Consider the following 23,981-nt stretch of genomic DNA (forward strand, 5'->3'; position numbering starts at 1 on the left):
AATAATAACATGCAGCCAAACGACATTACTTTTTTTCAGCGCTTTCAGGATGACATTTTGGCAGGACGGAAAACCATTACCCTGCGGGATGCCTCAGAGTCTCATTTTAACGTGGGGGATGTTCTGCGTGTGGGGCGTTTTGAAGATGACGGCTATTTCTGCACGATAAAAGTCACAGGAACCTCTACCGTAACCCTGGACACGATCAGTGAAAAACATGCGCAACAAGAAAACATGTCCCTTGATGAGTTGAAGCGGGTGATTACGGAAATTTACCCGGGGCAGTCACAATTTTATGTGATTGATTTTAAATGTCTTTGATTATCAAGAACAACTGTTAGTTGAAAAATTTAATTTAATTGCATGATTTATAACGATTATTTTAAATCGAAAATTTATTTGAGCTAACAGATGTTCACTGGAACCATTCTCAGTTACGCTAGAGAGGCAATCACGAACGTGAACGTTTCTCCGGAGTAGCTCATGGTTGAAAAACCTTCAATAAAACAGGGATATTCTCTGGCAGAAGAAATTGCCAACAGCGTCAGCCACGGTATTGGGTTGGTATTTGGCATTGTGGGTCTGGTTCTGCTGCTGGTACAGGCTGCAGACAGCCATGCCAGTGTCACGGCGATTACCAGCTATAGCCTGTACGGCGGCAGCATGATTCTGCTGTTTCTCGCCTCTACGTTGTATCACGCAATCCCCCATCAACGAGCGAAAGTGTGGTTGAAAAAATTCGACCATTGCGCGATTTACCTGTTGATTGCGGGCACTTACACACCGTTTTTGCTGGTAGGGTTGGATTCACCGCTGGCGCGCGGACTGATGATCGTAATCTGGAGCCTGGCGCTGCTTGGAATTCTGTTCAAGCTGACCATCGCGCATCGGTTTAAAGTGCTCTCGTTAGTGACATATCTGACGATGGGGTGGCTATCGTTGATTGTGGTGTATCAACTTGCGGTCAAACTGGCGGCGGGTGGCGTGACATTACTGGCGGTCGGCGGCGTGATTTATTCGCTGGGCGTGATTTTCTACGTCTGCAAACGCATTCCCTATAACCATGCAATCTGGCACGGTTTTGTGCTGGGAGGCAGCGTCTGCCATTTCCTGGCGATTTATCTGTATGTCGGACAGGCATGAGCCGTTGTTGCCGGATAGCGCTTGCGCTTATCCGGCCTACAAAATTTCATCGTAGGTCGGACAAGGCGTAAGCCGCTATCCGGCATTAATGTCTTACTCTTCCAGCGAATACGGCAGCGGTTCGATGTGCAATGTGTTGGCATCGTCGCGGACGCGAAATACGCTGTCGGCTTCCATGTCGTTATTCATCACAACCTGTACCCGCAACCGGCCATCGTCTAACTGTACTGCGGCGAGAACCGTACCGGTACGACGCCAGTTTTCACCCATCTGCAGTTCAAGATCTTCGCCCGCTTCCGGCACCCGACTGGCAATACCCACCAGAGACCACAGCGCCCGTTTGTTCGCGCCACGGAATTTCGCACGAGCAACCATCTCCTGACCGGTATAGCAGCCTTTCTTAAAGCTAATTCCACCCAGCGCCTGAAGGTTGGTTGCCTGGGGAATAAACTGTCCGCTATTTACCGTGTCAATGACCGGGATACCAGCTTCAATATCCAGAGCAAGCCACTGCTGGCTGTTGTTGAGAGCGGCTTCGCCACGTAATTTTTCGGTCAGCGTTTCTGCCGTGGCGACATCGGTCACCAGCAGGAAGCGCTCCGCCGGATGTTCAAACCACAGCAACGTAGAAGCCCCTTTCGTCACCACCGGGTTTTCGGCGTCCGGCAGTTCACTAAAGAGAGGTGCCAGCGCTGCGCGTGCCTGAAAACCAGCGACACCAAGCAGAACGCGTTCATCATCAGGCGCAATGACGACTTTAGAGAACACGGCGTACTTTTTCAGTTCAGTCAGTTGGGCATCGCGCAGACTGCGGCGCTCAATCCAGGCAAATCCGTCGCCATCACGGAACAAACGAAGATTGCTCCACATCTTTCCTTTGGCATCGCAATGGGCGGCCAGGACATGGTGATGCTCTGTCAGTTGACTTACGTCGGCAGTGACCTGCCCCTGGATATATTTTTCGCAGTCTGCACCGGTAATGGTGGCCAGCGCCCAGTCATCTAATGTGATCAACGTCAGAGGCAAACGCGCCGACGCTGAAGGCTGACGAGGAGGAAAAGGTGTAAAAGCCATAATAATGTCCTGATTTGCTTAACGCCGTAATAATGACTAATGGTAAAAGAGCTATTGCCCATTGCAAGCGCTTTAGACATTCCATTTGTGCCCTTTCGTCTGCTTTGCGAAGTGCCATGCAAAATGGATGAAGCATTTGACTCAATGTCTTTATATTTAGCGATCGTGCTTCCGATGATGGAGATTCCCGCAAAAGAACATGAAAAACACGTTACAATGGCCGGGTACTTCATTTTCGCGAGACAGGAAGAAGAACATGGATATTAACAACAAAGCACGTATTCACTGGGCATGCCGTCGTGGTATGCGTGAGCTCGACATTTCCATCATGCCGTTTTTCGAACATGAGTACGATAGCCTCAGTGATGATGAAAAACGCATTTTTATTCGTTTGCTGGAATGCGATGATCCGGATTTATTCAACTGGTTAATGAATCATGGTAAACCGGCAGATGCAGAACTGGAGCAGATGGTGAGACTCATCCAGACACGGAATCGGGAACGTGGTCCTGTGGCAATCTGATTTACGCGTCTCATGGCGCGCACAGTGGTTGTCCCTGCTTCTTCATGGGTTGGTCGCCGCATTGATTTTGTTGATGCCCTGGCCATTGAGCTATACCCCTCTGTGGCTGATATTGCTCTCACTGGTGGTGTTCGATTGCGTACGCAGCCAGCGGCGTATCAATACTCGTCAGGGTGAGATTAAATTACTGATGGATGGGCGTTTGCGCTGGCAGGGGCTGGAGTGGGTGATTCAGAGAGCACCCTGGATGCTCAAAACGGGCATGATGTTGCGTTTGCGCTCGGATAGCGGTCGGCGTCAGCATTTATGGCTGGCGGCAGACAGCATGGACGAAAAAGAATGGCGTGAGTTGCGTCGGGTAATGTTGCAGCAAACGGAACAAGAGAAGCACTGACGAACGGGCGGAATGCCTGATTCGTCAGTGCTAAGCGTCAGAAAGCGATCTTTTAATGGCGATGGTCTCAGGAATAGTGTTCAGCCATCTCACTGAGAATTTGCTCGCACCAGACCTGAATGCGCTCGTCGCTAAGATCGTACTGATTGGTTTCATCCAGCGCCAGGCCGACAAACAGTTGCCCATCGGCAATCACCGGTTTAGGGCTGGTGAACTCATATCCTTCCGTTGGCCAGTAGCCGACAAATTTCACCCCTTTGGTGGCGAGTTTGTCATGCAGCATGCCAAGCGCATCCAGGAACCATTCACCGTATCCCAACTGGTCGCCCATACCGTAAAGCGCGACGATTTTGCCTTCCAGATTGAGAGAGTCCAGTTGTTCCCAGACGGCTTCCCAGTCCTCCTGAATTTCACCGAAATCCCAGGTAGGGATACCTAAAATGAGCACATCGTACTGCTCCATTAAGGTGGGGGCGTCATCCTTGAGGTTGTGCAATGTCACCAGCTCGGGACCCAGAATATCGCGGATTTTTTCTGCCGCCATTTCGGTGTAACACGTGCTGGAACCGTAAAAAAGACCCATGTTCATTACGTAACATCTCGATTCTGCTGTAGCGTTGCCGGTAGTGTACCAGAATCGCTGCATTCACGGCACAATGAGGCATAATGCATCAAAAATGAGAACGGAATAAGGGGCGAAAGTGGAACAGGATCTGGCACGCATCGAGCAGTTTCTTGATGCCCTGTGGCTGGAGCGAAATCTGGCGGAAAATACGTTAAGCGCGTATCGTCGCGACCTGTCGATGGTGGTCGAATGGTTGCATCATCGTGGGGTATCGCTGGCGACGGTGCAAAGCGACGATCTGCAAGCCTTACTGGCGGAACGGATGGATGGCGGCTACAAAGCCACCAGTTCTGCGCGTTTGCTAAGCGCCATGCGACGTTTTTTTCAGCATCTTTATCGTGAAAAATTTCGTGAAGACGATCCGAGCGCACAGCTTGCGTCACCTAAACTTCCGCAGCGTTTGCCAAAAGATCTCAGTGAAGCGCAGGTAGAGCGTTTGCTGCAAGCGCCGCTGATTGAACAACCGCTGGAGCTACGCGACAAAGCCATGCTGGAAGTGCTTTACGCAACGGGGCTACGTGTCTCTGAACTGGTGGGGCTAACGATGAGCGACATCAGCCTGCGCCAGGGGGTTGTGCGGGTCATCGGTAAGGGAAACAAAGAGCGGCTGGTTCCACTGGGCGAAGAGGCGGTGTACTGGCTGGAAACGTATCTCGAACACGGCCGTCCCTGGTTGTTGAACGGTGTGTCGATTGATGTGTTGTTTCCCAGCCAGCGTGCGCAGCAGATGACGCGTCAGACGTTCTGGCACCGAATTAAACACTATGCCGTGCTGGCGGGGATCGACAGCGAGAAATTGTCGCCACACGTTTTGCGTCACGCCTTTGCCACGCATTTGCTCAATCATGGCGCGGACTTACGCGTTGTGCAGATGTTGCTCGGGCATAGCGATCTCTCGACGACGCAAATCTATACTCATGTCGCGACCGAGCGCTTGCGTCAACTTCATCAACAGCATCACCCAAGGGCGTGAATGCTGACAGTAAAGGATAGGTTATGAAAAAAAGTATTGTGATGTTCACCCTGCTGGCGACAGCGTTTACGGGTATGGCCCACGCCGACGACGCAGCGATTCGCCAGTCGCTGGCCAAACTGGGTGTACAGAGCACGGAGATTCAGTCGGCGCCGGTTGCCGGAATGAAAACGGTGATGACCAATAGCGGCGTGCTGTACGTTACCGAAGACGGTAAACACATCATCCAGGGGCCAATGTATGACGTCAGCGGCGCCCATCCGGTAAACGTCACCAATAAATTGCTGATGAATCACCTGAACGCGCTGGAAAAAGAGATGATCGTCTATAAAGCGGCGCAGGAAAAACACGTCATTACCGTTTTCACCGACATCACCTGCGGCTACTGTCACAAGCTGCATGAAGAGATGAAAGACTATAACGCGCTGGGGATCACTGTGCGTTATCTGGCCTTCCCGCGCCAGGGGCTGGCAAGCCAGGCCGAGCAAGATATGAAGTCCATCTGGTGTGCAAAAGACAAAAATAAAGCCTTTGACGATGCGATGGCGGGCAAGAGCGTTACCGCCGCCAGTTGCGATGTGAATATCGCTGACCATTATGCGCTGGGCGTGCAGTTTGGCGTCAGCGGTACGCCGGCAATCGTGTTAAGCAACGGCTATGTCGTTCCCGGATATCAAGGCCCGAAAGAGATGAAAGCGTTTCTTGACGAGCACCAGAAACAAACCAGCGGTAAATAATTCGCGTGAAACAACAGATACAACTGCGTCGGCGTGAAGCCGATGAGACGGCGGACCTTCCCGGCGATTTGCCGCCTTTGCTGCGACGTTTGTACGCCAGTCGGGGAGTGCGCTGCGCGCAGGATCTTGAGCGTAGCGTTAAAGGCATGCTGCCGTGGCAGCAACTGAGCGGCGTCGAAAAGGCCGTTGAGATCCTCTATAACGCATTTCGTGAGGGAACCCGCATTATCGTTGTGGGCGACTTCGATGCGGACGGAGCGACCAGCACCGCGCTCAGCGTGCTCGGAATGCGCGCGCTGGGCTGCGACAACATCAGCTATCTGGTGCCTAATCGCTTTGAAGATGGTTATGGTTTAAGTCCAGAAGTGGTGGATCAGGCGCATGCCCGTGGCGCGCAATTGATCGTAACTGTCGATAACGGCATCTCCTCCCATGCGGGCGTGGAACATGCGAAAGCGCTGGGGATCCCTGTCGTCGTCACCGATCACCACCTGCCGGGCGACACACTGCCCGCCGCAGAGGCCATCATCAATCCGAATTTGCGTGACTGTACCTTTCCGTCTAAGTCACTGGCGGGCGTCGGCGTTGCGTTTTATTTGATGCTGGCGCTGCGGACGTTCCTGCGTGATAAAGGGTGGTTTGACGAGCGCGGCATTGCGCCGCCGAATCTGGCGGATCTGCTGGATCTGGTCGCGTTAGGAACGGTGGCGGACGTGGTGCCGCTTGATGTGAATAATCGCATCCTGACCTGGCAAGGATTGAGCCGTATTCGGGCAGGCAAGTGCCGTCCGGGTATTAAAGCGCTGCTGGAGATCTCAAATCGCGATCCGCAAAAACTGGCGGCCAGCGACCTGGGTTTTGCCCTGGGGCCGCGACTCAATGCGGCAGGCCGACTGGATGATATGTCCGTTGGCGTGGCGTTGTTGCTGTGCGACAACATTGGTGAAGCGCGCGTACTGGCTAACGAGCTCGATGCGCTGAATCAGACCCGCAAAGAAATAGAACAGGGCATGCAGGCTGAAGCGCTGACGCTGTGTGAAAAGCTGGAACGCAGCGGTGAAACGCTTCCCGGCGGTCTGGCGATGTACCATCCCGAGTGGCATCAGGGGGTTGTTGGGATTCTGGCTTCTCGCATTAAAGAGCGTTTTCACCGCCCGGTGATTGCGTTTGCTCCTGCGGGCGACGGCACCCTGAAAGGGTCCGGTCGTTCGATTCAGGGACTGCATATGCGTGATGCGCTGGAGCGTTTAGATACGCTCTATCCGGGCATGATGCTGAAGTTTGGCGGCCATGCGATGGCGGCAGGATTATCCCTTGAGGAATCTCAGTTTGAACGCTTCCAGCAACGTTTTGGCGAGCTGGTCACCGAGTGGCTGGATCCGGCGCTCTTGCAGGGTGAAGTGGTCTCCGACGGTCCACTGAGCGTGGATGAGATGACGATGGAAGTGGCGCAACTGTTGCGTGATGCCGGACCGTGGGGACAAATGTTCCCCGAACCGCTGTTTGACGGACGTTTTCGTCTGTTGCAGCAACGGCTGGTGGGGGAGCGCCATCTGAAGGTGATGGTCGAACCCGTCGGCGGCGGTCCATTGCTTGACGGTATCGCGTTTAACGTCGACACGACGTGCTGGCCGGACAACGGCGTGCGCGAAGTGGAACTGGCCTACAAGCTGGATATTAACGAGTTCCGCGGCAATCGCAGTTTACAGATTATCATCGATAACATCTGGCCGATTTAGCATCACTTTCACTGTAATTAAAGGGCGAAATCCGCTACTATTCCGCCCTTATAACCGCATTTTGACTCGTCCAATAAAAGAAATCAGACCATGTTTGAAATTAATCCGGTAAATAACCGCATTCAGGACCTCACGGAACGCTCCGACGTTCTTAGGGGGTATCTTTGACTACGATGCCAAGAAAGAGCGTCTGGAAGAAGTAAACGCCGAGCTGGAACAGCCGGACGTCTGGAACGAACCTGAACGCGCTCAGGCGCTGGGGAAAGAGCGTTCTTCCCTTGAGGCCATTGTCGATACGCTCGATCAAATGTTGCAAGGACTGGAAGATGTTTCCGGCTTACTGGAACTGGCTGTAGAAGCCGACGACGAAGAAACCTTTAACGAAGCCGTTGCTGAACTTGATACGCTGGAAGACAAACTGGCGCAGCTGGAATTCCGTCGTATGTTCTCCGGTGAGTATGACAGCGCGGATTGCTACCTCGACATTCAGGCGGGCTCCGGCGGTACTGAAGCGCAGGACTGGGCAAGCATGCTGGAGCGTATGTATTTGCGCTGGGCAGAAGCTCGCGGCTTTAAAACAGAAATTATCGAAGAGTCGGAAGGCGAAGTGGCAGGGATCAAATCCGTGACCATTAAGATCTCTGGCGATTACGCGTATGGCTGGCTGCGTACCGAAACAGGCGTTCACCGTCTGGTGCGTAAGAGCCCGTTCGACTCCGGTGGTCGTCGCCATACGTCGTTTAGTTCTGCGTTTGTTTACCCGGAAGTGGACGATGATATCGATATCGATATCAACCCGGCTGACCTGCGTATCGACGTCTATCGCGCATCCGGCGCGGGCGGTCAGCACGTTAACCGTACGGAATCCGCGGTGCGTATCACCCACATTCCGACCGGGACGGTCACCCAGTGCCAGAACGACCGTTCTCAGCACAAAAACAAAGACCAGGCCATGAAGCAGATGAAAGCGAAGCTTTATGAACTGGAAATGCAGAAGAAGAATGCCGAGAAACAGGCGATGGAAGACAATAAATCCGACATCGGCTGGGGTAGCCAGATTCGTTCATATGTCCTTGATGACTCCCGCATTAAAGACTTGCGTACCGGGGTTGAAACCCGTAACACGCAGGCGGTGCTGGATGGCAGCCTGGATCAATTTATCGAAGCAAGTTTGAAAGCAGGGTTATGAGGAACCAACATGTCTGAACAACACGCACAGGGCGCTGACGCGGTAGCCGATCTTAATAATGAACTGAAAACGCGCCGCGAGAAGCTGGCTGGCCTGCGCGAGCAGGGTATCCCGTTCCCGAATGATTTCCGTCGCGATCACACCTCAGACCAACTGCACGCTGACTTCGACGCGAAAGAAAACGAAGAACTGGAAGCGCTGAACATCGAAGTGTCTGTGGCGGGTCGTATGATGACACGTCGCATCATGGGTAAAGCGTCGTTTGTTACGCTGCAAGACGTTGGCGGCCGCATTCAGCTGTACGTTTCCCGTGACGATCTGCCGGAAGGCATCTACAACGAGCAGTTCAAAAAATGGGATCTCGGCGACATCCTCGGCGCGAAAGGTAAGCTGTTCAAAACCAAAACGGGTGAACTGTCGATCCATTGTACCGAGCTGCGTCTGTTGACCAAAGCGCTGCGCCCGCTGCCGGATAAATTCCACGGTCTGCAGGATCAGGAAGCACGCTATCGTCAGCGTTATCTGGATCTCATCTCTAACGATGAATCCCGCAACACCTTTAAAGTGCGTTCACAGATCATGGCGGGTATCCGTCAGTTCATGGTGGGTCGTGGCTTTATGGAAGTTGAAACCCCGATGATGCAGGTGATCCCTGGCGGTGCCGCAGCACGCCCGTTCATCACCCATCATAATGCGCTGGATCTGGATATGTACCTGCGTATCGCGCCGGAACTGTATCTGAAGCGTCTGGTCGTCGGTGGTTTCGAACGTGTATTCGAGATCAACCGTAACTTCCGTAACGAAGGGATCTCCGTTCGTCATAACCCAGAGTTCACTATGATGGAACTCTACATGGCGTATGCGGATTACAAAGACCTGATCGAGCTGACCGAATCTCTGTTCCGTACGCTGGCGCAGGACGTTCTGGGCACCACTGAAGTGCCTTACGGTGATGAAGTCTTCGACTTTGGTAAACCGTTCGAAAAACTGACCATGCGTGAAGCCATCCAGAAATATCGTCCAGAGACGAATATGGCGGATCTGGACAGTTTCGATTCTGCTAAAGCGATTGCTCAAAGCATCGGTATTAAGATCGAGAAGAGCTGGGGTCTGGGCCGTATCGTGACCGAGATCTTTGAAGAAGTGGCGGAAGCGCACCTGATTCAGCCGACCTTCATCACTGAATATCCGGCAGAAGTCTCTCCTCTGGCGCGTCGTAACGATGAAAACCCAGAAATTACTGACCGCTTTGAATTCTTCATCGGTGGCCGTGAAATCGGTAACGGCTTTAGCGAGCTGAATGACGCCGAAGATCAGGCGCAGCGTTTCCAGGATCAGGTTAACGCAAAAGATGCGGGCGATGATGAAGCGATGTTCTACGACGAAGACTATGTGACGGCGCTGGAACATGGTTTGCCGCCGACGGCGGGTCTGGGCATTGGTATCGACCGTATGGTTATGCTGTTCACCAACAGCCACACCATTCGTGACGTGATCCTGTTCCCGGCGATGCGTCCGGTTAAATAAGCCTCACGGCATCAGATAAAACCAACCCCGGCAAATGCGTCGGGGTTTTTTATTTTTGGCGGCTGTAATTTAATAATGCTTCACGCGCGGCTTCGTTCGATGCCTGCATCACCATCCACGGACTGAACACCCACGGTGTGACGTCAATCCCCTCCAGAACATTCTCCAGTGCACTCCACTGGTACTCCATCACCTCATCGTTATTCACGCTGAGCTCGCTGACCATTCGCGCCGCATAGACCGGACACACTTCGTTCTCCACGATCCCGTTTGGATCGGTTGCACGGTATCGAAACGCCGAATAGACGGGGGTCAGGCTGGATATCTCCACGCCCAACTCAAAACGACAGCGTCGGATAATGGCGTCTTCAGTGCTTTCTCCTTCCTGTGGGTGGCCGCAAACCGAATTCGTCCAGACACCAGGCCACGCTTTTTTCGCTAGCGAGCGGCGGGTGACCAGCAGCTGGCCCTGCGTGTTGAACAACCAGCAAGAGAAGGCGAGATGTAAAGGGGTATTGAGGGTGTGCCCCGCATATTTTTCCAGCGTACCGGAAGGCCTGGCCTGCTCATCCAATAAAATAATGTGTTCCTGTTGCATGATGTCTCGCCGTGAATGTTAAGCACACACCATTATAGGGCATGATATATCGCGACAGAATGATTTCTCACAGATGTATGTGATGGCGAGGGATTCAACACCCGCGCCATTTGACGCGGGTGTCGGGAGAAAAAGAGGGTTCAGAAAAACAGCAGCATGAAATTGAACCGGCTTTCAATACCCAGAGCAATACCTTCAGAAATGGCGGGAATTGAGATCAGCATGAGCAGCAGAACACTCAGAATACAGCGCAATAAAATATGCATTTTATTCATCCTGCTGGTTTTTTTTCAGTTTGCGCATCAGTAACCACATACGGACGGTTCTGACCTTTAATTTTTTATCGGAGATCGATTCTTGCGCCAGCTCGGTGTGATGTTGATAGCCGTTAAAGAAGACATTCAGTACCACGGCGCTGACCGTTGCCAGCATTATGCCGCTGTGGAGTAGTGGCTGGAGGACGGCGGGGAGCTGGGAGAAAAAGTCATGGGACAGCGTGGGAGTCATGCCGACGCCAAGGCTAATCGCCACAATGTAGAGGTTGTAACGATTGGTGGTGTAGTTACAGCGTGACAGAATGCGAATCCCGGTTGCCAGCACCATGCCAAACATCACCAGACCCGCGCCGCCGAGGACAAATTGCGGAATGGAGGCGACCAGTACTGCCATTTTAGGCACCATGCCGAACAGAATTAAAATGATACCGGAAGCAATGCAAACCCAGCGGCTGTGCACGCGCGTCACGCTGACCAGACCGACGTTTTGTGAAAATGAGGTATGAGGGAAGCTGTTAAAAAACCCGCCAATCATCGTTCCTACGCCGTCCACGCGCAGCCCGCGAATAATGTCTTGTGAGGAGAGTTTACGACCCACAATTTCCCCGAGCGCCAGGAACATCCCCATCGATTCAATAAAAACAATGATCAGGACTGCCGTCATCGTCAGAATTGAGACGGGATCAAAAACCGGTGTGCCAAAGGCCAGTGGTGTAACAATCGCGAACCAGGAGGCATCGTGCAGGCCTGACAGATTAACTTCATTCATCATCCACGATAACGCAAAGCCAAATACAATGCCGAGTAATACGGCAACGTTGGACATAAAACCTTTGGCATAACGGGTAATGAGTAAAATAAAAATTAATACGGCAAAAGAAATGCCTAAATATATCGGGTTGCCGTATTCAGGGTTTCCTTTTCCTCCCGCCGCCCAGTCGATGCCAACCTGAATAATACTCAACCCAATAGAGGTAATTACCACACCGGTAACCAGAGGGGGGAATAATGGCATTAAACGCCCGATAAGCGGTGCCAGTAATGTTGTGATAACACCCGCCGCAATTGTTGCGCCAAAAATACCCAGCAAACCGATATCTGGATTCATACCGATAGCAATCATTGGCGTAACGGCGGCAAACGTCACCGACATAATCACCGGCAGGCGAATTCCCATAAAGCGACCGATGCCGATACATTGCAGAAGCGTAACGACACCACAGCAAAAAAGATCGGAGCTAATGAGCAGAGCAATTTCCGCTTTGTTGAGCCCGAGTCTGTCGCCAATCATCAACGGTACCGCGACCGCACCAGCGTACATGACAAGGACATGCTGGAGACCGAGTATGAAAAGCTTTCCTGGAGATAATATGCGGTCAACCTCATCACCAGGGCGGTTTTGACCCGAGGATGAAGGCAATTGAGAATCTATGGCGCTCATGCGTTTTTCTCCTTTAACTCGCCTGAGTGAAAAGCAACCGTTTACGTTTGCTAAAACAGTAAAAGGACATGCTCGTGGGATGCCAGTTTTAGTCTGTGTGGAAAGGTATAGGGTGGAAATGCGGAAGAAATCACATAATGACTAATTTGGGGAACATCTGGTAAAGAGAGACGACCTGGATTTGCTCTTTTGTTTTCTCATATTGATAAGTATTTAATCATTATGGGATAGGGTGATTCATATTTTATTACCCTGTAAGCCTATATTTTTAGATCCATTTCTATGAGCTTTTAAGAATCAGCGATGAGGTTAATTAAAGAGGACTTCACAGACAGTCATTTTTTAGTTTGATGTAAGTCGCAAAATATCAAATAAAATTCCCTGCTTGCAAAGATATGCCCGTTTATTGCATCGCGATATCTGAAAAAATAACCCATCAGATGAAAAGGACGCAAATGAACACATTTATTGTTGCCGATGCGATGGAATGTATAGGCTGCCATGCTTGCGAAATCGCCTGCGTTTTGGCTCATCATCAGGAAAACTGGCCACAAAATCGTCGTGACTTTTTACCCCGAATCCATCTTGTGGGGAAAGGAGAGATCACCCGCACTGTTACATGTCATCACTGTATTAACGCCCCCTGTGTTGCTTCCTGCCCGGTGGATGCGCTCACCTTTCACGCTGATAGCGTACAACTGGACGAGCGGCGCTGCATCGGTTGTAAAAGCTGCGCAATCGCTTGCCCGTTTGGGGTTATCGAGATGGTCGATGCTGTTGCCCAGAAATGTGACCTTTGCCATCAGCGGGTTTCGGGCGGGCAAGCCTGCGTTGAGGCATGTCCCACAAAGGCGCTGCGCCTGATGGATGACAAGGGATTGCTACAATTGCAAAAGGTTCGACAGCGCAGGAGTGCAGAAGGTGATGCTGCGGGAGGCTGCAGGCTCTCCCGTCGTGAAATGTTACTTTCCGCTGAGCCGCGTAAGGGGGCGGAGAAACGTTCCGCTGCGGATCGGAAAACACATTTTGGCGAAATTTATTACGGTCTGGATCAGAAACAGAGCGTTTATGAAAGCGAGCGCTGCGTCTATTGTGCTGAAAAAGCGAATTGTAACTGGCACTGCCCCCTGCATAACGCGATTCCCGATTATGTGCGCCTTGTGCGTGAGGGACGCATCATCGAGGCGGCGGAACTTTGCCACCAGACCAGTTCTCTGCCGGAGATCTGTGGGCGGGTTTGCCCGCAGGATCGTCTCTGCGAAGGCGCATGCACGTTAAAGGATCTCTCTGGCGCGGTCTCAATAGGCAACCTTGAGCGATACATTACTGATACCGCGCTGGCAATGGGCTGGCGCCCCGATCTTAGCCGCGTCGCTTCTCGCCCCCAGCATGTGGCGGTGATTGGCGCCGGGCCCGCAGGTCTCGGCTGCGCAGACGTATTGACGCGTGCGGGCGTGCAGGTTGATGTTTATGATCGCCATCCGGAAATTGGCGGCATGCTGACTTTTGGTATCCCGCCTTTCAAGCTGGAAAAAAGTGTTCTGATCCAGCGAAGAGAGATCTTTAGTGCGATGGGGAGCGATTTTCACCTGAATTGCGAAATTGGCCGCGACATTCCCTTCCATTTTCTCACCGAAAAGTACGATGCCGTTTTTATCGGGGTGGGAGCTTACGGGCTTATGCAGGCCAATTTGGCGCAGGAAGATGCCCCGGGCGTTATCCAGGCGCTACCATTTCTGACCGCACATACCCGACAACTGATGGGATTGCCCGAGGTTGCGGAGTATCCGCTTACTTCTGTCGACGGGAAACGGGTTGTGGTGCTGGGAGGCGGCGACACCACCATGGATTGCCTGCGTACCTCTATACGGCTCAACGCTGCCAGCGTGACCTGCGCCTACCGTCGGGATGAAGTCAGCATGCCAGGCTCGCGTAAAGAGGTGGTCAATGCCCGCGAGGAAGGCGTCGAATTTTTGTTTAATGTCCAGCCGCAATATATCGCGTGTGACGATGGCGGACGCGTCGCCGCAGTGGGGCTGATTCGTACCGCGATGGGGGAGCCTGGCCCGGATGGTCGCCGTCGGCCACGCCCTGTGGCAGGCTCTGAGTTCGAACTGCCAGCCGACGTTCTCATTATGGCGTTTGGTTTTCAGCCGCATGCCATGCCCTGGTTGCAGGGGAGCGGCGTTCAGCTCGATAAACATGGTCTTATCAAAACGGGTGAAGCAGGGCGTTTATCCACCCAGACGCATCTGGAAAACGTGTTTGCTGGTGGTGATGCGGTTCATGGTGCGGATCTGGTTGTCACGGCGATGGCTGCCGGGCGACTGGCTGCACGCGATATGCTCGTGATGTTCGAACGACAGGGGGGTTGACGGATATCCTCAGGGACAGGCTCCGCGCAGACTTGCGCGGAGCCTGTTTATTTATATCGCCCATCCACCCGCGTAAAATGCGACCAGCGCGACGGTGATGATGACGGTTCCGATATTCAACTTCTGCCACTCGCGTGCGAAAACGCGACCCACGACCAGGGTGACAAAACCGAGCATAATCCCTGTAACGATGTTGCACGTCAGGACGATAAAGACGGCGCAAACCAGTCCGGACATGGCATCAATAAAGTCGTTGAAATCCAGCTTCGATACGTTACTCAACATCAATAACCCCACATACATCAGCGCAGGGGCAGTCGCGTAACCTGGGATCAGGTACGAGAGTGGTGATAAAAACAGAATCAGCAGGAACAGACAGCCCACGATAGTGGCGGTCAGCCCGGTTTTGCCACCGGCAGCGGTGCCCGCAGCGGATTCGATATACACGGCGGCAGGTGCGGCGCCCACCAGTCCGGAAAACACGGAACTAATGGAGTCGCTGGTCAGCGCTTTGCCGCCATTGATTATCTGGTTGTCTTTGTCTAACAGATTCGCCTGGCCGGCGACGGCGCGGATCGTACCGGTGGCATCAAACACCGCCGTCATGACCAGCGCCAGCACGCTGGGCAATACTGCTGGCTGTAATGCGCCCATGATATCAAGACTGAAAATCAGTGATTTTCCATCTGCATCGCTCAGACTGGGCATCGCGACCAGACCTTGGTATTTGACTGCAGGATCAAAAATCAGGCCGATAACGGAGATGGCGATAATGACCAGCAGGATCCCGCCAGGGACGCGACATTTCTCCAGACCGAAAATCACCGCCAGTCCCAGCAGACTCATCATGACCGGAAATGAGGTGAATGCACCGAGCGCCACGGGCAGCCCTTCCAGCGGATTTTTAATGACCATGCCGACACCGTTAGCCGCGATAAGCAGCAGGAACAGCCCAATTCCAATCCCAGTACCGTGGGCGATCCCCATCGGCAGGTTACGCAGGATCCAGGTGCGTATGCCGGTGACGGAGATGGCGGTAAAAATAACGCCCATCAGAAAGACAGCGCCAAGGGCGACAGGAATACTGATGTGTTGTCCCAGCACCAGACTAAACGCGGTAAAGGCGGTCAGAGAGATCGCACAGCCGATCGCCATCGGCAGGTTTGCCCATAGCCCCATCAGCAATGAGCCGAATCCAGCGACCAGACAAGTGGCGACGAAGACTGCGGCAGGTGGGAAACCCGCTTTACCCAGCATTCCGGGGACAACGATGACGGAATACACCATGGCAAGAAAAGTGGTTAATCCGGCCAGCACCTCCTGGCGAACCGTGCTGCCCCGGGCTGAAATTTTGAAATAAGCATCCAACGCGCCGCGAGATTTCGGTGAGTCAGTGTTTTGTAGTAGATCTCCAGACATAATAATGTCCTCTGCAGAGAGTAAGTGTTAAATCAGGTCCGTTCGTAAACCAGACGACCGTCGACGTAGGTGCGATAAATTGAGCGGTCGTCGCCCAACGTCATCATCACGAACAATTTGTCGACCAGGGATACTGAGTTGTCATAGCGCAGCTGTTGGAGAGGCGTCGCCGTAGGCTCCAGCACCACGAAGTCCGCCTCTTTGCCTGGCATAAAATTGCCGATCAGGTTGTCGAGTCCCAGCGCTTTCGCCCCGCCCAGTGTGGCAAGGTAGAACGCTTCATAGGCCGATAGTCGGTATCCCTGCAATTGCACGACCTTGTAGGCTTCGTTAAGCGTCTGCAACATGTTGAATGTTGTTCCTGCCCCAATGTCAGTCCCCATGCCGACTTTAATTTTCTTACGCCAGGCTTTTTGCAGATTAAATAAACCGCTGCCGAGGTAGAGGTTGGAGGTCGGGCAGAAGGCGATGCTGGAGCCGGTTTCACTCAGGCGATCCCACTCTTTTTCCTCCAGATGTATGCAGTGGGCGAAAACGCAATTTTTACCGGTTAAACCATACTGGTGATACACGTCCAGATAGCCGTCATGGTCGGGGTAGAGTGCGTTCACCCAGGCTATTTCGTCTTTGTTTTCACATAAATGGGTATGCACCCACGTATCGGGATACTCTTCCCGCAGGCGCTGAGCCATCGCCATCTGCTGTGGTGAGGAGGTCGGTGCGAAGCGAGGCGTAATGGCGTACAGCAGGCGACCATTTTTGTGCCAGCGTTCAATCAGCGCCTTACTTTGCAGGTAGCTGCTTTCGGCATCATCCAGCAGATAATCCGGCGCGTTGCGATCCATCATCACTTTGCCGGCAATCATGCGCATATTGATATGACTTGCGGCTTCAAACAGCGCATCGACCGATTGTGGATGAACCGTACCGAAGACCAGAGCGCTGGTGGTGCCGTTACGTAATAACTGCTTGATGAAAAAAGAGGACATCTCGCGGGCGTATTCCAGATCCTCGTAGCGCCGCTCTGTGGGGAAAGTGTGTTTGTTCAGCCATTCCAGCAATTGCTCGCCATAAGCGCCCACCATTTCGCTCTGCGGATAGTGGATATGGGTATCGACAAACCCCGGCACGACCAGTTTCCCACGATAGTCGCGGATGCGAATGGAGTCAGGAACCTGGTGTTTTCCCTTTTCCCACTCGCCAAACCACTCGACTTTCCCCTGTCGAATCAGCAACAGTCCGTCTTCAATAAACCGCAGCGCTGACGCGATCTCTTCGGGGTCTTCAACGGTACGGGCGACATCAATAAAAGCGCCTCGTACTGCTTTTAACGTGTGTTCTCCTGACATTGTAAACTCCTTTACAGTTAATCCGTCTCTTCCACCGCAGCGATGCCCGATAAGACTTCTTCTTGTCGATAACCGCCGGGGAGAATGATATTCAGTAGAATGGCTGTCAGCCCGCCTGCGCAGATGGGGTTTTCCACTAACACGTAAATTGAGGCAGGCAATATTTTGAAAATTTCCGGGTCATAGGAGACTCCCAGCCCAAGCCCTAGCGAGGTGGCGACAATGAGCGTTTCGCGACGTTTAAGCCCGTTGGTGATAATGATGCGGATCCCGGCGATGGCTATCATCGAGAACATCAACGTCATTGCGCCGCCAAGTACCGCCGAAGGGATGGTGGTAAAGAACCCGCCGATCATCGGAAATAGCCCCAGAATCACCAGCATCACGGCGATCGCGCGTCCGATATAGCGTGAGGCGACGCCAGTCATCTGAATCACCCCGTTGTTCTGTGCGAAGGTCGTTAACGGCAGAGAACCTACCGCCGAGGCGATGACCGATACCAGACCGTCTGCCAGCACGCCCCCTTTAAGGCGAGATTGATACTCTTCTCCCTGAATAGGGCGTCTGGACACCATCGCCGTCGCGGTGATATCGCCCACCGCTTCCAGCACGCTCAGTAAGTAGATGGTGCCGACGACCAGGAAGTGATGAAAATTGAACTGAAAACCATATTTGAAGGGGAGCGGTATGGTGACCAGCGGCAGGTTCTGCATACTGCGAAAGTCCACCATGCCAAGGCATAAGGAGACGATATATCCAACGCACAGCCCGATCGCGATACCGCCCATGCGCAGTAGCGGGCTGCGACAGCAGTTGAATCCGATGACCACGACCAGCACCAGCAAACCGACGCCAATATTTTCGTAATTCCCGTAGGTGCCGCTGCTTTTTGCCGCGAAACCACCGCCAAAATCGATAATGCCGACCTTAATCAGGCTCAGTCCAATCATCAGCACCACAATACCGCTGACGGTTGGGGTTATCACTCTGCGCAAATAAGGCAGGATAAAAGAAGAACCTACCACCAGAAAGGCACCGACGAAGGAAACACCGAGCAGAGACGACATGATCAACTCTTCATGAAAACCGTCGCTTTTCATACTGCTGCCAAGCGCAATCATGACCGTCACAAACGAAAAATTAACGGATTGGATGGACAGTAAGCCGGAACCGACAATACCGTAGCGGTTTACCTGTAGCCATGTGCCGATGCCGGAGGCGATCATCGCCATTGAGACCAGATAGGCGGTCGTTTCTGCAGAGAGCTGTAGCGCGGTACCTACGATTAATGCTGGCGTGACCATCGGCACGAAGATGGCCAACAGATGGGTGATAGCGGCAATAATGGCCTGGTGAAAGGGAGGGCGATCCTCCAGTTCGTAAATAAGGTCTGAGCCTGCACGAGTTAAATCAGACATCCCTTCACTCCTTATAAGCAAATTTGATCATCTGAATCAGCAGGATTAAATTCTGCGAATTTAAGGCGTAGGACGCCCTGAGAACGGCTTATCTCATTTCCGCAGACGACATTTAATCGTTATTGAATCATGGAAACGGGCCGCCGAAGCGGCCCACGTTGTTACATTTTTTCCAGTGCGGTCAGTATTTTCTCCGGCGTGAAATGCCATTCCCGCAACCAGACGCCACAGGCATCATGAATCGCGGTAGCGATGGCGGGTGCTGCACCGTTAACACCGATTTCAGAGATGGATTTGGCGCCAAAGGGGCCGACTTTATCGTCACTCGGCACCAGGACAGCGCGAAAATCACGCGGAATATCACCTATTTTGGGTGCGCCGTAGCTGCGCAGATCGCGGGTCAGCGGATGGCCTTGCGCATCATAGATAATTTCTTCGGTCAGGCTGTGGCCGATAGCACGCATCGACGCACCGTAAATCTGGCCCAGCGCTAACTCTGGGTTCACCGGTGTGCCGCAGTCCAGCAGTGCGTAGAATTTATCCAGGCGGATTTCACCAGTACGCGTATTGACGGCGACTTCGGCAAAGTTTGCGCCATACGGGAAGGCGAAGTCGGGGGTGATATAGCTGGCGGTGGCAACCAGGGTACCAAAGCCAGTGCCGGTCTCCGCTTTATGGGCAATTTCACCGTAGCTGACCTCTCCTTGTTTGCCGCGTACGACGCCTGGCGCGGCCAGTTGAACGTCGGCCAGAGGCTCTCCCAGCATTTGCGCACCGTGGAAGAGGATTTTATCCCGCAGATTCTCCGCCGCTTTACGCGCCGCATTACCCGAGAAGCAGGTACCGGACGAGGCGTAGGCGCCTTTGTCGAAGAGCGCATGGTCGGTATCGCCTGAGATGACGTGAACCTCTTGCGGCGCACAGTGCAGCACTTCTGCTGTCAGTTTCGTCACTACAGTGTCGAGTCCGGTTCCAATATCTGCGCCGCCGGAGTGAACGATAAAGGTGCCATCCGATTCCAGTTTGATCATGCAGTTGGCCTGATCGATATCCGGAATCCCTGATTTCTGCATAATGATGGCGACCCCACGACCTGTTCTCCAGTCACCGTCCTGTGGTTTGGGGGAAGACCAGTTAATCATTTCACGTCCCTGACGCAGGATCTCCTCCAGCGCGCAGCTGGCGGCGGAAGGGACAGAGGTCGGGGCTTTACCTTCACCGATTGCGCCGAGTATTTTCAGTTCCTGTCCTTCGTGAACCCGATTGCGTTCAATAATCTCCAGTTGGTCTATTTGCAACTGTTCGGCCAGCTCCGCCAGCGCCATGGTCATGGCAAACGTGCCTTTTGGCGCACCGTAACCCTGATAAGCACCGGTAGGGCAAATGTTGCTGTAGTAGGTGGTTACCTGGAAATCGACGTTGTCACAGGGGTACAGCGGCAGCGAAAGCGCAGGACCGTTACACGGTACGGTGAGCGAATGGTTGCCATAAGGCCCTGTATTGGCGCGGAAATCCATTTTTACCGCCGTCAGACGACCGTCTTTCTTCGCACCCAGTTTCACCGTCACTTTCGCGACGTGGCGGGAAGTATTGGCAATAAACTCCTCTTCACGGGTATAGCGGAAATAAACCGGGCGTCCGGTCACGCAGGTGGCCCAGGCGCAGACCTCTTCCAGCAGGATGTCCTGCTTGGAGCCAAAGCCGCCGCCCACGCGTTCCTTAATGACATGCACCTTGTGCTGCTTCAGGCCGACAAGACGCGCAACCTGACGGCGAAGGTGCCACGGAACCTGGGTTGAAGCGTGGATCACCAGGCGGTCGCCGTCCATACGTGTAAAGCAGATATGAGTTTCTGCCGGGCACTGTTGCGCCTGAGTGGAGGAATAGGTGCGTTCGATAATGACATCAGCATCAGCAAAACCCTTTTCCATATCGCCGATATGACCGTGGATGCTGGCCGCAATATTTTTTCGGGGACGTGAGCCAATTGGGAAGTTGATGATCATGTGCTCGCCGCGCTGCGCCGCGTGGCGGTTATCTTCTTCCAGCGTGTCCGGCGCACCGGCGACATACACGACCGGTTCATCGTGAACCACTGGCGCGTCTTCCGCCATGGCTTCATCAATCGACATGACCGGCTTGAGCACTTCATACTCGACGTGGATGAGCTTCAATGCCGCCAGCGCAATCTCTTCGTTTTCCGCGACCACTGCGGCAACACGATCGCCGACGTGACGCAGTTTCTTACCAAACATACGGCGGTCGAGAGGAGAGGGTTCCGGCGCGCTCTGACCACCCGGTGTGTAATAGATGTCCGGGCAGTTCAAATGGGTTATGACGTGAACCACACCGGGCAGCGCTTCTGCTTTACTGACATCCAGACGTGTAATGAGCGCATGTGCGTGCGGGCTTCGCAACATTTTGATGACGCAAGCGTCTGGCGTAATGCGGTCTTCCACATAACAGGGCTTGGCCTGCACCATTTTAGCGGCATCTGTTTTCGGCAAGAGCTTGCCAACCACGGCGAGGTCATCACGGAAGGTGGGCGCAATATTGATACTGGCCTGCGGGTCGTTTTTACGCGCCACCGCCAGCTCGATCACCTGATAGTATTGCTGCCAGCCCGCATCGCGGCTGAATAAACCGGAGAGCGCATCGTCGATATCTTCACGGGTGGGGATGGAGATACGATCGAGCAGATCGCTGATAATCAGGGCGGCTGCCGGATCGTTGTATCCGGATTGCACTACGCCAGTATCCACCATTGCCTGTTGCACCAGGCTCAGTTCATTCCATTTACCCAATGATTCAGAGGTGCGGATCTCTGCCTGATCTAACTGAGCTGCTATCAGCAGAGAGGCGTTGACGATGCGACCGTTATAAAGAATCGCGTCGGAACCGGCGAAGCCGAAGCCGTCGTCACTGTTGCGTACTGAGTGCATGCCCAGGTTGAACAGCAGTGCTTGCGCGTTTTCGCCAGGATTCACTTTCATCTCCTGCGCCGCGCCGTTTAACGTAAAGTGAATCATCATACGGCTTCCTCCCCGGCCTGTTGGCAGTCGGCAAACAGATCGGCCACCAGGACTCCTGTGATATAGCGCTTATAGGCCACGCTGCCCCGAACATCTTCCTGCGGGAATATTGCGTTAGCCACCGCGTGTTCCAGCGCGCTGCCTTCCAGTTTCTGCGTCTCCACATCGCGCAACCGTAGCGGTTTGTCCGCTACGCCATCCAACGCGATGCGCATGCCATCGTGCTCTGTCATCGCAACGGCAGCGGTCACGACGGTTAATCCTGCCTGCGAGCGGCTGACTTTGCGGGTAGTGCAGGGGAGGTAAGGATCTTTAATGATAATTTCAGTCAGCAGGCGATCGCGCGGATCGGCCAGGTAGCTCTCCAGTGACAGGTTTTCACCGTTACCAAAAACCAACTGCGTATCCAGAGCCAGCAGCACGGGGAGTAAAACGGACTCTTCCTGCAGGGCGGCGATCTCACCGCCGATTGTTGACTGGTTGCGTAAATGGCGGGAGTAGATAAAACCTAACGCATCCCGTAGTGCTGCCGGAAGATAGCGGGCATCACGTAAGGGTTGTAGGCGAGTCATCGCCCCGATGCGCAATGCGCCGTTGTCCCAGTCCACCCAATCCAGCTCCAGATCCTGCAAGGAAATGGCAATACGTTTCTCGGTACGAGTTGGCGTGGCGTTGAGTTTGCTGCCCCCGGCAAACCAGATGGCATCATCCTGATAGCGGCGCTTAAGTTCCAGCGCCTGTTCTACGGAGTCGGGCCTGAAAAATTGATCAATCATCATCTTTCCTCATCAATCCCTCTCCTCAGAAGGAGAGGGCGTGGGCTATGCCAGTGCATCCATCCGGCGCCACATACTGGCGGCGACTTTTCTGGCCTGCGCATAAATTGAATCACAATCGAAAGTGAACTGGCGGTCCTCATATACCATCACGCCATTTACCATGACGCTATGCACGCTGCCTGAACCGAGACCGAAAGCGATATGCCCGGCGACATTCTCCGCCACCAGTGGGGTCGGCGCAGAATAATCGAAGAGGGTTAAGTCAGCTTTGTAGCCCGCTTCCAGTCGACCAAAGTTTGCCCCGAAGTTACGACTCAACAGTTCGTTACCGTTAGCCAGCGCTTTAGCAAAACTGTCTGGCCAGAGCGGTCCGCCCGCGTCGCGATGCTTGAAGAAGGCAAATTTCATCTCTTCAAGCATGTCGGAGCCGATACCGTCAGTACCCAGCGCCAGATTGCGGATGTGGGTAAGGTGATGGTTGTAGCCGACATGGTTATTCATGTTGGAGCGGGCGTTATGCACCAGGAAGGCATCCTGCTGATTCAGCAGGGCGATATCCTCTGCAGACAGATACAGGCCGTGCGCCACCAGCGTTTTACTGTCGATAAGGTCGTATTCAGCCAGCCTGACCAGCAAATCTTTGCCGTACAGGTGGTGGCTGTGGGAAACGTCGTAAAGGTCTTCTGCGGCATGGATATGTAACCCACGCTTCGTCGCTTTAACCGCCTCGCGTAGCATCTCCAGTCCGGCGTCCGGTACCGTAAAGGGGGCATGAGCGCCAATATGCGCTTCCACCAGATACGGCTCGGTTCCGGTTTTACGCGCGTCGTCTATCTGGCGAGCGAAACGAATATTCTCTTCGACGCCTTCCTGTAACTCTTTGATTCCACTGTTACGGTCAGTGGTTTCAAAGCAGGTCATGGCGCGCAGGCCAACGTTTAAAAATGCGCTGCGCAGCGTGGAGAGCGACCCGCCGATGTATGCCGGGGACGCATGGTGATCGATGACCGCTGAGCATCCGCTCTTAATGGCCTCCATTGAGCAAATCAACCCGCTGTAGTAGAGCGACTCCTCATCCAGCGCACGATCCAGTCGCCACCAGAGGTTTTTCAGCGTCGAGATAAAGTCCGGGCTGGGGGCGATGTTCGCCATGATCCCGCGTGATAAACCGGAGTAAAAATGGTTATGCGCGCAGACCAGTCCCGGCATCACAATCCGACCATGCATCTCTTTCCACTGCGCTGCAGGGTAGCGCTGCGTCAGCGCATTGCCGATATCGACGATAACGTCTTTTTCGATGGCAATATCAACGCTTTCCTGCACTTTTGCCGGGTAGAGCTGTACGGCGGTGACATTTTTCAGAATCAACAT

At 53.4% G+C, this 23,981-nt stretch carries 21 protein-coding genes; 10 read left to right on the forward strand and 11 right to left on the reverse strand.

Going from position 1 to position 23,981, the window contains the following annotated elements; genetic code table 11:
* The first annotated feature begins 9 nt into the window (after nucleotides 1-9).
* Together yqfB and JM656_RS03760 are read left to right on the forward strand one after the other, a co-directional pair.
* Nucleotides 10-321, forward strand: a complete 312-nt coding sequence (gene yqfB / locus JM656_RS03755; RefSeq protein WP_203361211.1) for a N(4)-acetylcytidine aminohydrolase — start codon at nucleotides 10-12, stop codon at nucleotides 319-321.
* Nucleotides 322-483: 162 nt separating this feature from the next.
* On the forward strand, nucleotides 484-1,143 hold the full coding sequence (locus JM656_RS03760; RefSeq protein WP_192613408.1) for a hemolysin III family protein: 660 nt from the start codon (nucleotides 484-486) through the stop codon (nucleotides 1,141-1,143).
* A 93-nt stretch (nucleotides 1,144-1,236) separates the two neighbouring features.
* Here JM656_RS03760 and ygfZ read toward each other — a convergent pair whose 3' ends face one another.
* On the reverse strand, nucleotides 1,237-2,217 hold the full coding sequence (gene ygfZ, locus JM656_RS03765) for a tRNA-modifying protein YgfZ (protein WP_203360064.1): 981 nt from the start codon (nucleotides 2,215-2,217) through the stop codon (nucleotides 1,237-1,239).
* A gap of 256 nt (nucleotides 2,218-2,473) precedes the next feature.
* On the opposite strand from ygfZ, the gene sdhE reads away from it, so the two are divergent.
* Both sdhE and JM656_RS03775 read left to right on the forward strand, forming a co-directional pair.
* Complete coding sequence (gene sdhE, locus JM656_RS03770) at nucleotides 2,474-2,740, forward strand: FAD assembly factor SdhE (protein WP_162380161.1); 267 nt, start codon at nucleotides 2,474-2,476, stop codon at nucleotides 2,738-2,740.
* Nucleotides 2,721-3,134 (forward strand): protein YgfX, encoded by a 414-nt coding sequence (locus JM656_RS03775; protein WP_203360065.1) that lies wholly within the window; start codon nucleotides 2,721-2,723, stop codon nucleotides 3,132-3,134. Before sdhE ends, JM656_RS03775 begins: the two co-directional genes overlap by 20 nt.
* Before the next feature lie 67 nt (nucleotides 3,135-3,201).
* Here the strand turns inward: JM656_RS03775 and fldB are convergent, their stop codons facing one another.
* Entirely contained in the window at nucleotides 3,202-3,723 is a 522-nt protein-coding gene (gene fldB, locus JM656_RS03780; protein ID WP_192613405.1) for a flavodoxin FldB, read from the reverse strand.
* Between the two features lie 112 nt (nucleotides 3,724-3,835).
* Here fldB and xerD point away from each other — a divergent pair, with 112 nt between their 5' ends.
* The 5 genes from xerD (at nucleotide 3,836) to lysS (ending at nucleotide 9,924) form a co-directional block, all read left to right on the forward strand.
* A complete protein-coding gene (gene xerD, locus JM656_RS03785) occupies nucleotides 3,836-4,732 on the forward strand; it encodes a site-specific tyrosine recombinase XerD (RefSeq protein WP_192613404.1) in 897 nt (298 codons plus the stop codon).
* Between the two features lie 23 nt (nucleotides 4,733-4,755).
* The gene (gene dsbC, locus JM656_RS03790) at nucleotides 4,756-5,469 is read left to right on the forward strand and encodes a bifunctional protein-disulfide isomerase/oxidoreductase DsbC (RefSeq protein WP_203360066.1); all 714 of its coding nucleotides are present in this window, start codon (nucleotides 4,756-4,758) and stop codon (nucleotides 5,467-5,469) included.
* Between the two features lie 5 nt (nucleotides 5,470-5,474).
* Nucleotides 5,475-7,208 carry a single-stranded-DNA-specific exonuclease RecJ gene (gene recJ, locus JM656_RS03795; protein WP_203360067.1) on the forward strand — a complete coding sequence of 578 codons (1,734 nt, stop codon included), beginning with the start codon at nucleotides 5,475-5,477 and terminating at the stop codon, nucleotides 7,206-7,208.
* A gap of 90 nt (nucleotides 7,209-7,298) precedes the next feature.
* A protein-coding gene (gene prfB / locus JM656_RS03800; protein WP_203360068.1) for a peptide chain release factor 2 occupies nucleotides 7,299-8,397 on the forward strand; the annotation gives its coding sequence in 2 pieces (ribosomal slippage) (nucleotides 7,299-7,373 and nucleotides 7,375-8,397; 1,098 coding nt in all).
* Nucleotides 8,398-8,406: 9 nt separating this feature from the next.
* Nucleotides 8,407-9,924 carry a lysine--tRNA ligase gene (lysS, locus tag JM656_RS03805; protein ID WP_203360069.1) on the forward strand — a complete coding sequence of 506 codons (1,518 nt, stop codon included), beginning with the start codon at nucleotides 8,407-8,409 and terminating at the stop codon, nucleotides 9,922-9,924.
* A gap of 49 nt (nucleotides 9,925-9,973) precedes the next feature.
* Here lysS and idi read toward each other — a convergent pair whose 3' ends face one another.
* The 3 genes from idi to JM656_RS03815 all read right to left on the reverse strand — a co-directional run bounded on the left by idi (nucleotide 9,974) and on the right by JM656_RS03815 (nucleotide 12,238).
* Nucleotides 9,974-10,522, reverse strand: coding sequence for an isopentenyl-diphosphate Delta-isomerase (idi, locus tag JM656_RS03810; RefSeq protein ID WP_203360070.1), 549 nt, complete (start codon nucleotides 10,520-10,522; stop codon nucleotides 9,974-9,976).
* A 140-nt stretch (nucleotides 10,523-10,662) separates the two neighbouring features.
* Complete coding sequence (locus tag JM656_RS22225) at nucleotides 10,663-10,788, reverse strand: hypothetical protein (RefSeq protein WP_238929190.1); 126 nt, start codon at nucleotides 10,786-10,788, stop codon at nucleotides 10,663-10,665.
* A gap of 1 nt (nucleotide 10,789) precedes the next feature.
* Complete coding sequence (locus JM656_RS03815) at nucleotides 10,790-12,238, reverse strand: nucleobase:cation symporter-2 family protein (RefSeq protein WP_203360071.1); 1,449 nt, start codon at nucleotides 12,236-12,238, stop codon at nucleotides 10,790-10,792.
* 455 nt (nucleotides 12,239-12,693) lie between these two features.
* Here JM656_RS03815 and ygfT point away from each other — a divergent pair, with 455 nt between their 5' ends.
* Entirely contained in the window at nucleotides 12,694-14,613 is a 1,920-nt protein-coding gene (ygfT, locus tag JM656_RS03820) for a formate-dependent uric acid utilization protein YgfT (protein ID WP_203360072.1), read from the forward strand.
* Between the two features lie 51 nt (nucleotides 14,614-14,664).
* Here the strand turns inward: ygfT and ghxQ are convergent, their stop codons facing one another.
* The 6 genes from ghxQ to ssnA form a co-directional block, all read right to left on the reverse strand.
* Nucleotides 14,665-16,032 (reverse strand): guanine/hypoxanthine transporter GhxQ, encoded by a 1,368-nt coding sequence (gene ghxQ / locus JM656_RS03825; protein ID WP_203360073.1) that lies wholly within the window; start codon nucleotides 16,030-16,032, stop codon nucleotides 14,665-14,667.
* Nucleotides 16,033-16,064: 32 nt separating this feature from the next.
* Nucleotides 16,065-17,381 carry a guanine deaminase gene (gene guaD, locus JM656_RS03830; protein ID WP_203360074.1) on the reverse strand — a complete coding sequence of 439 codons (1,317 nt, stop codon included), beginning with the start codon at nucleotides 17,379-17,381 and terminating at the stop codon, nucleotides 16,065-16,067.
* A 17-nt stretch (nucleotides 17,382-17,398) separates the two neighbouring features.
* Nucleotides 17,399-18,799 carry an NCS2 family protein gene (locus tag JM656_RS03835; RefSeq protein WP_203360075.1) on the reverse strand — a complete coding sequence of 467 codons (1,401 nt, stop codon included), beginning with the start codon at nucleotides 18,797-18,799 and terminating at the stop codon, nucleotides 17,399-17,401.
* Between the two features lie 161 nt (nucleotides 18,800-18,960).
* Nucleotides 18,961-21,831, reverse strand: coding sequence for a molybdopterin-dependent oxidoreductase Mo/Fe-S-binding subunit (locus JM656_RS03840; RefSeq protein ID WP_203360076.1), 2,871 nt, complete (start codon nucleotides 21,829-21,831; stop codon nucleotides 18,961-18,963).
* Nucleotides 21,828-22,607: a molybdopterin-dependent oxidoreductase FAD-binding subunit gene (gene ygfM, locus JM656_RS03845; RefSeq protein ID WP_203361213.1), complete on the reverse strand. Its 780-nt coding sequence runs from the start codon at nucleotides 22,605-22,607 to the stop codon at nucleotides 21,828-21,830. The genes JM656_RS03840 and ygfM overlap by 4 nt, the downstream gene beginning before the upstream one ends.
* A gap of 45 nt (nucleotides 22,608-22,652) precedes the next feature.
* The gene (ssnA, locus tag JM656_RS03850) at nucleotides 22,653-23,981 is read right to left on the reverse strand and encodes a putative aminohydrolase SsnA (RefSeq protein WP_203360077.1); all 1,329 of its coding nucleotides are present in this window, start codon (nucleotides 23,979-23,981) and stop codon (nucleotides 22,653-22,655) included.

Source organism: Citrobacter sp. R56, assembly GCF_016811995.1.
In the GTDB taxonomy this organism is placed as follows: domain Bacteria; phylum Pseudomonadota; class Gammaproteobacteria; order Enterobacterales; family Enterobacteriaceae; genus Citrobacter_D; species Citrobacter_D enshiensis.

What these genes read in the sequence shown, in the direction of transcription:
- yqfB (WP_203361211.1), top strand. Translation starts at nt 10, where the DNA reads ATGCAGCCAAACGACATTACTTTTTTTCAGCGCTTTCAGGATGACATT.
- JM656_RS03760 (WP_192613408.1), top strand. Translation starts at nt 484, where the DNA reads ATGGTTGAAAAACCTTCAATAAAACAGGGATATTCTCTGGCAGAAGAA.
- ygfZ (WP_203360064.1), bottom strand. Translation starts at nt 2,217, where the DNA reads ATGGCTTTTACACCTTTTCCTCCTCGTCAGCCTTCAGCGTCGGCGCGT.
- sdhE (WP_162380161.1), top strand. Translation starts at nt 2,474, where the DNA reads ATGGATATTAACAACAAAGCACGTATTCACTGGGCATGCCGTCGTGGT.
- fldB (WP_192613405.1), bottom strand. Translation starts at nt 3,723, where the DNA reads ATGAACATGGGTCTTTTTTACGGTTCCAGCACGTGTTACACCGAAATG.
- dsbC (WP_203360066.1), top strand. Translation starts at nt 4,756, where the DNA reads ATGAAAAAAAGTATTGTGATGTTCACCCTGCTGGCGACAGCGTTTACG.
- lysS (WP_203360069.1), top strand. Translation starts at nt 8,407, where the DNA reads ATGTCTGAACAACACGCACAGGGCGCTGACGCGGTAGCCGATCTTAAT.
- idi (WP_203360070.1), bottom strand. Translation starts at nt 10,522, where the DNA reads ATGCAACAGGAACACATTATTTTATTGGATGAGCAGGCCAGGCCTTCC.
- JM656_RS22225 (WP_238929190.1), bottom strand. Translation starts at nt 10,788, where the DNA reads ATGCATATTTTATTGCGCTGTATTCTGAGTGTTCTGCTGCTCATGCTG.
- JM656_RS03815 (WP_203360071.1), bottom strand. Translation starts at nt 12,238, where the DNA reads ATGAGCGCCATAGATTCTCAATTGCCTTCATCCTCGGGTCAAAACCGC.
- ygfT (WP_203360072.1), top strand. Translation starts at nt 12,694, where the DNA reads ATGAACACATTTATTGTTGCCGATGCGATGGAATGTATAGGCTGCCAT.
- ghxQ (WP_203360073.1), bottom strand. Translation starts at nt 16,032, where the DNA reads ATGTCTGGAGATCTACTACAAAACACTGACTCACCGAAATCTCGCGGC.
- guaD (WP_203360074.1), bottom strand. Translation starts at nt 17,381, where the DNA reads ATGTCAGGAGAACACACGTTAAAAGCAGTACGAGGCGCTTTTATTGAT.
- JM656_RS03835 (WP_203360075.1), bottom strand. Translation starts at nt 18,799, where the DNA reads ATGTCTGATTTAACTCGTGCAGGCTCAGACCTTATTTACGAACTGGAG.
- JM656_RS03840 (WP_203360076.1), bottom strand. Translation starts at nt 21,831, where the DNA reads ATGATGATTCACTTTACGTTAAACGGCGCGGCGCAGGAGATGAAAGTG.
- ygfM (WP_203361213.1), bottom strand. Translation starts at nt 22,607, where the DNA reads ATGATTGATCAATTTTTCAGGCCCGACTCCGTAGAACAGGCGCTGGAA.
- ssnA (WP_203360077.1), bottom strand. Translation starts at nt 23,981, where the DNA reads ATGTTGATTCTGAAAAATGTCACCGCCGTACAGCTCTACCCGGCAAAA.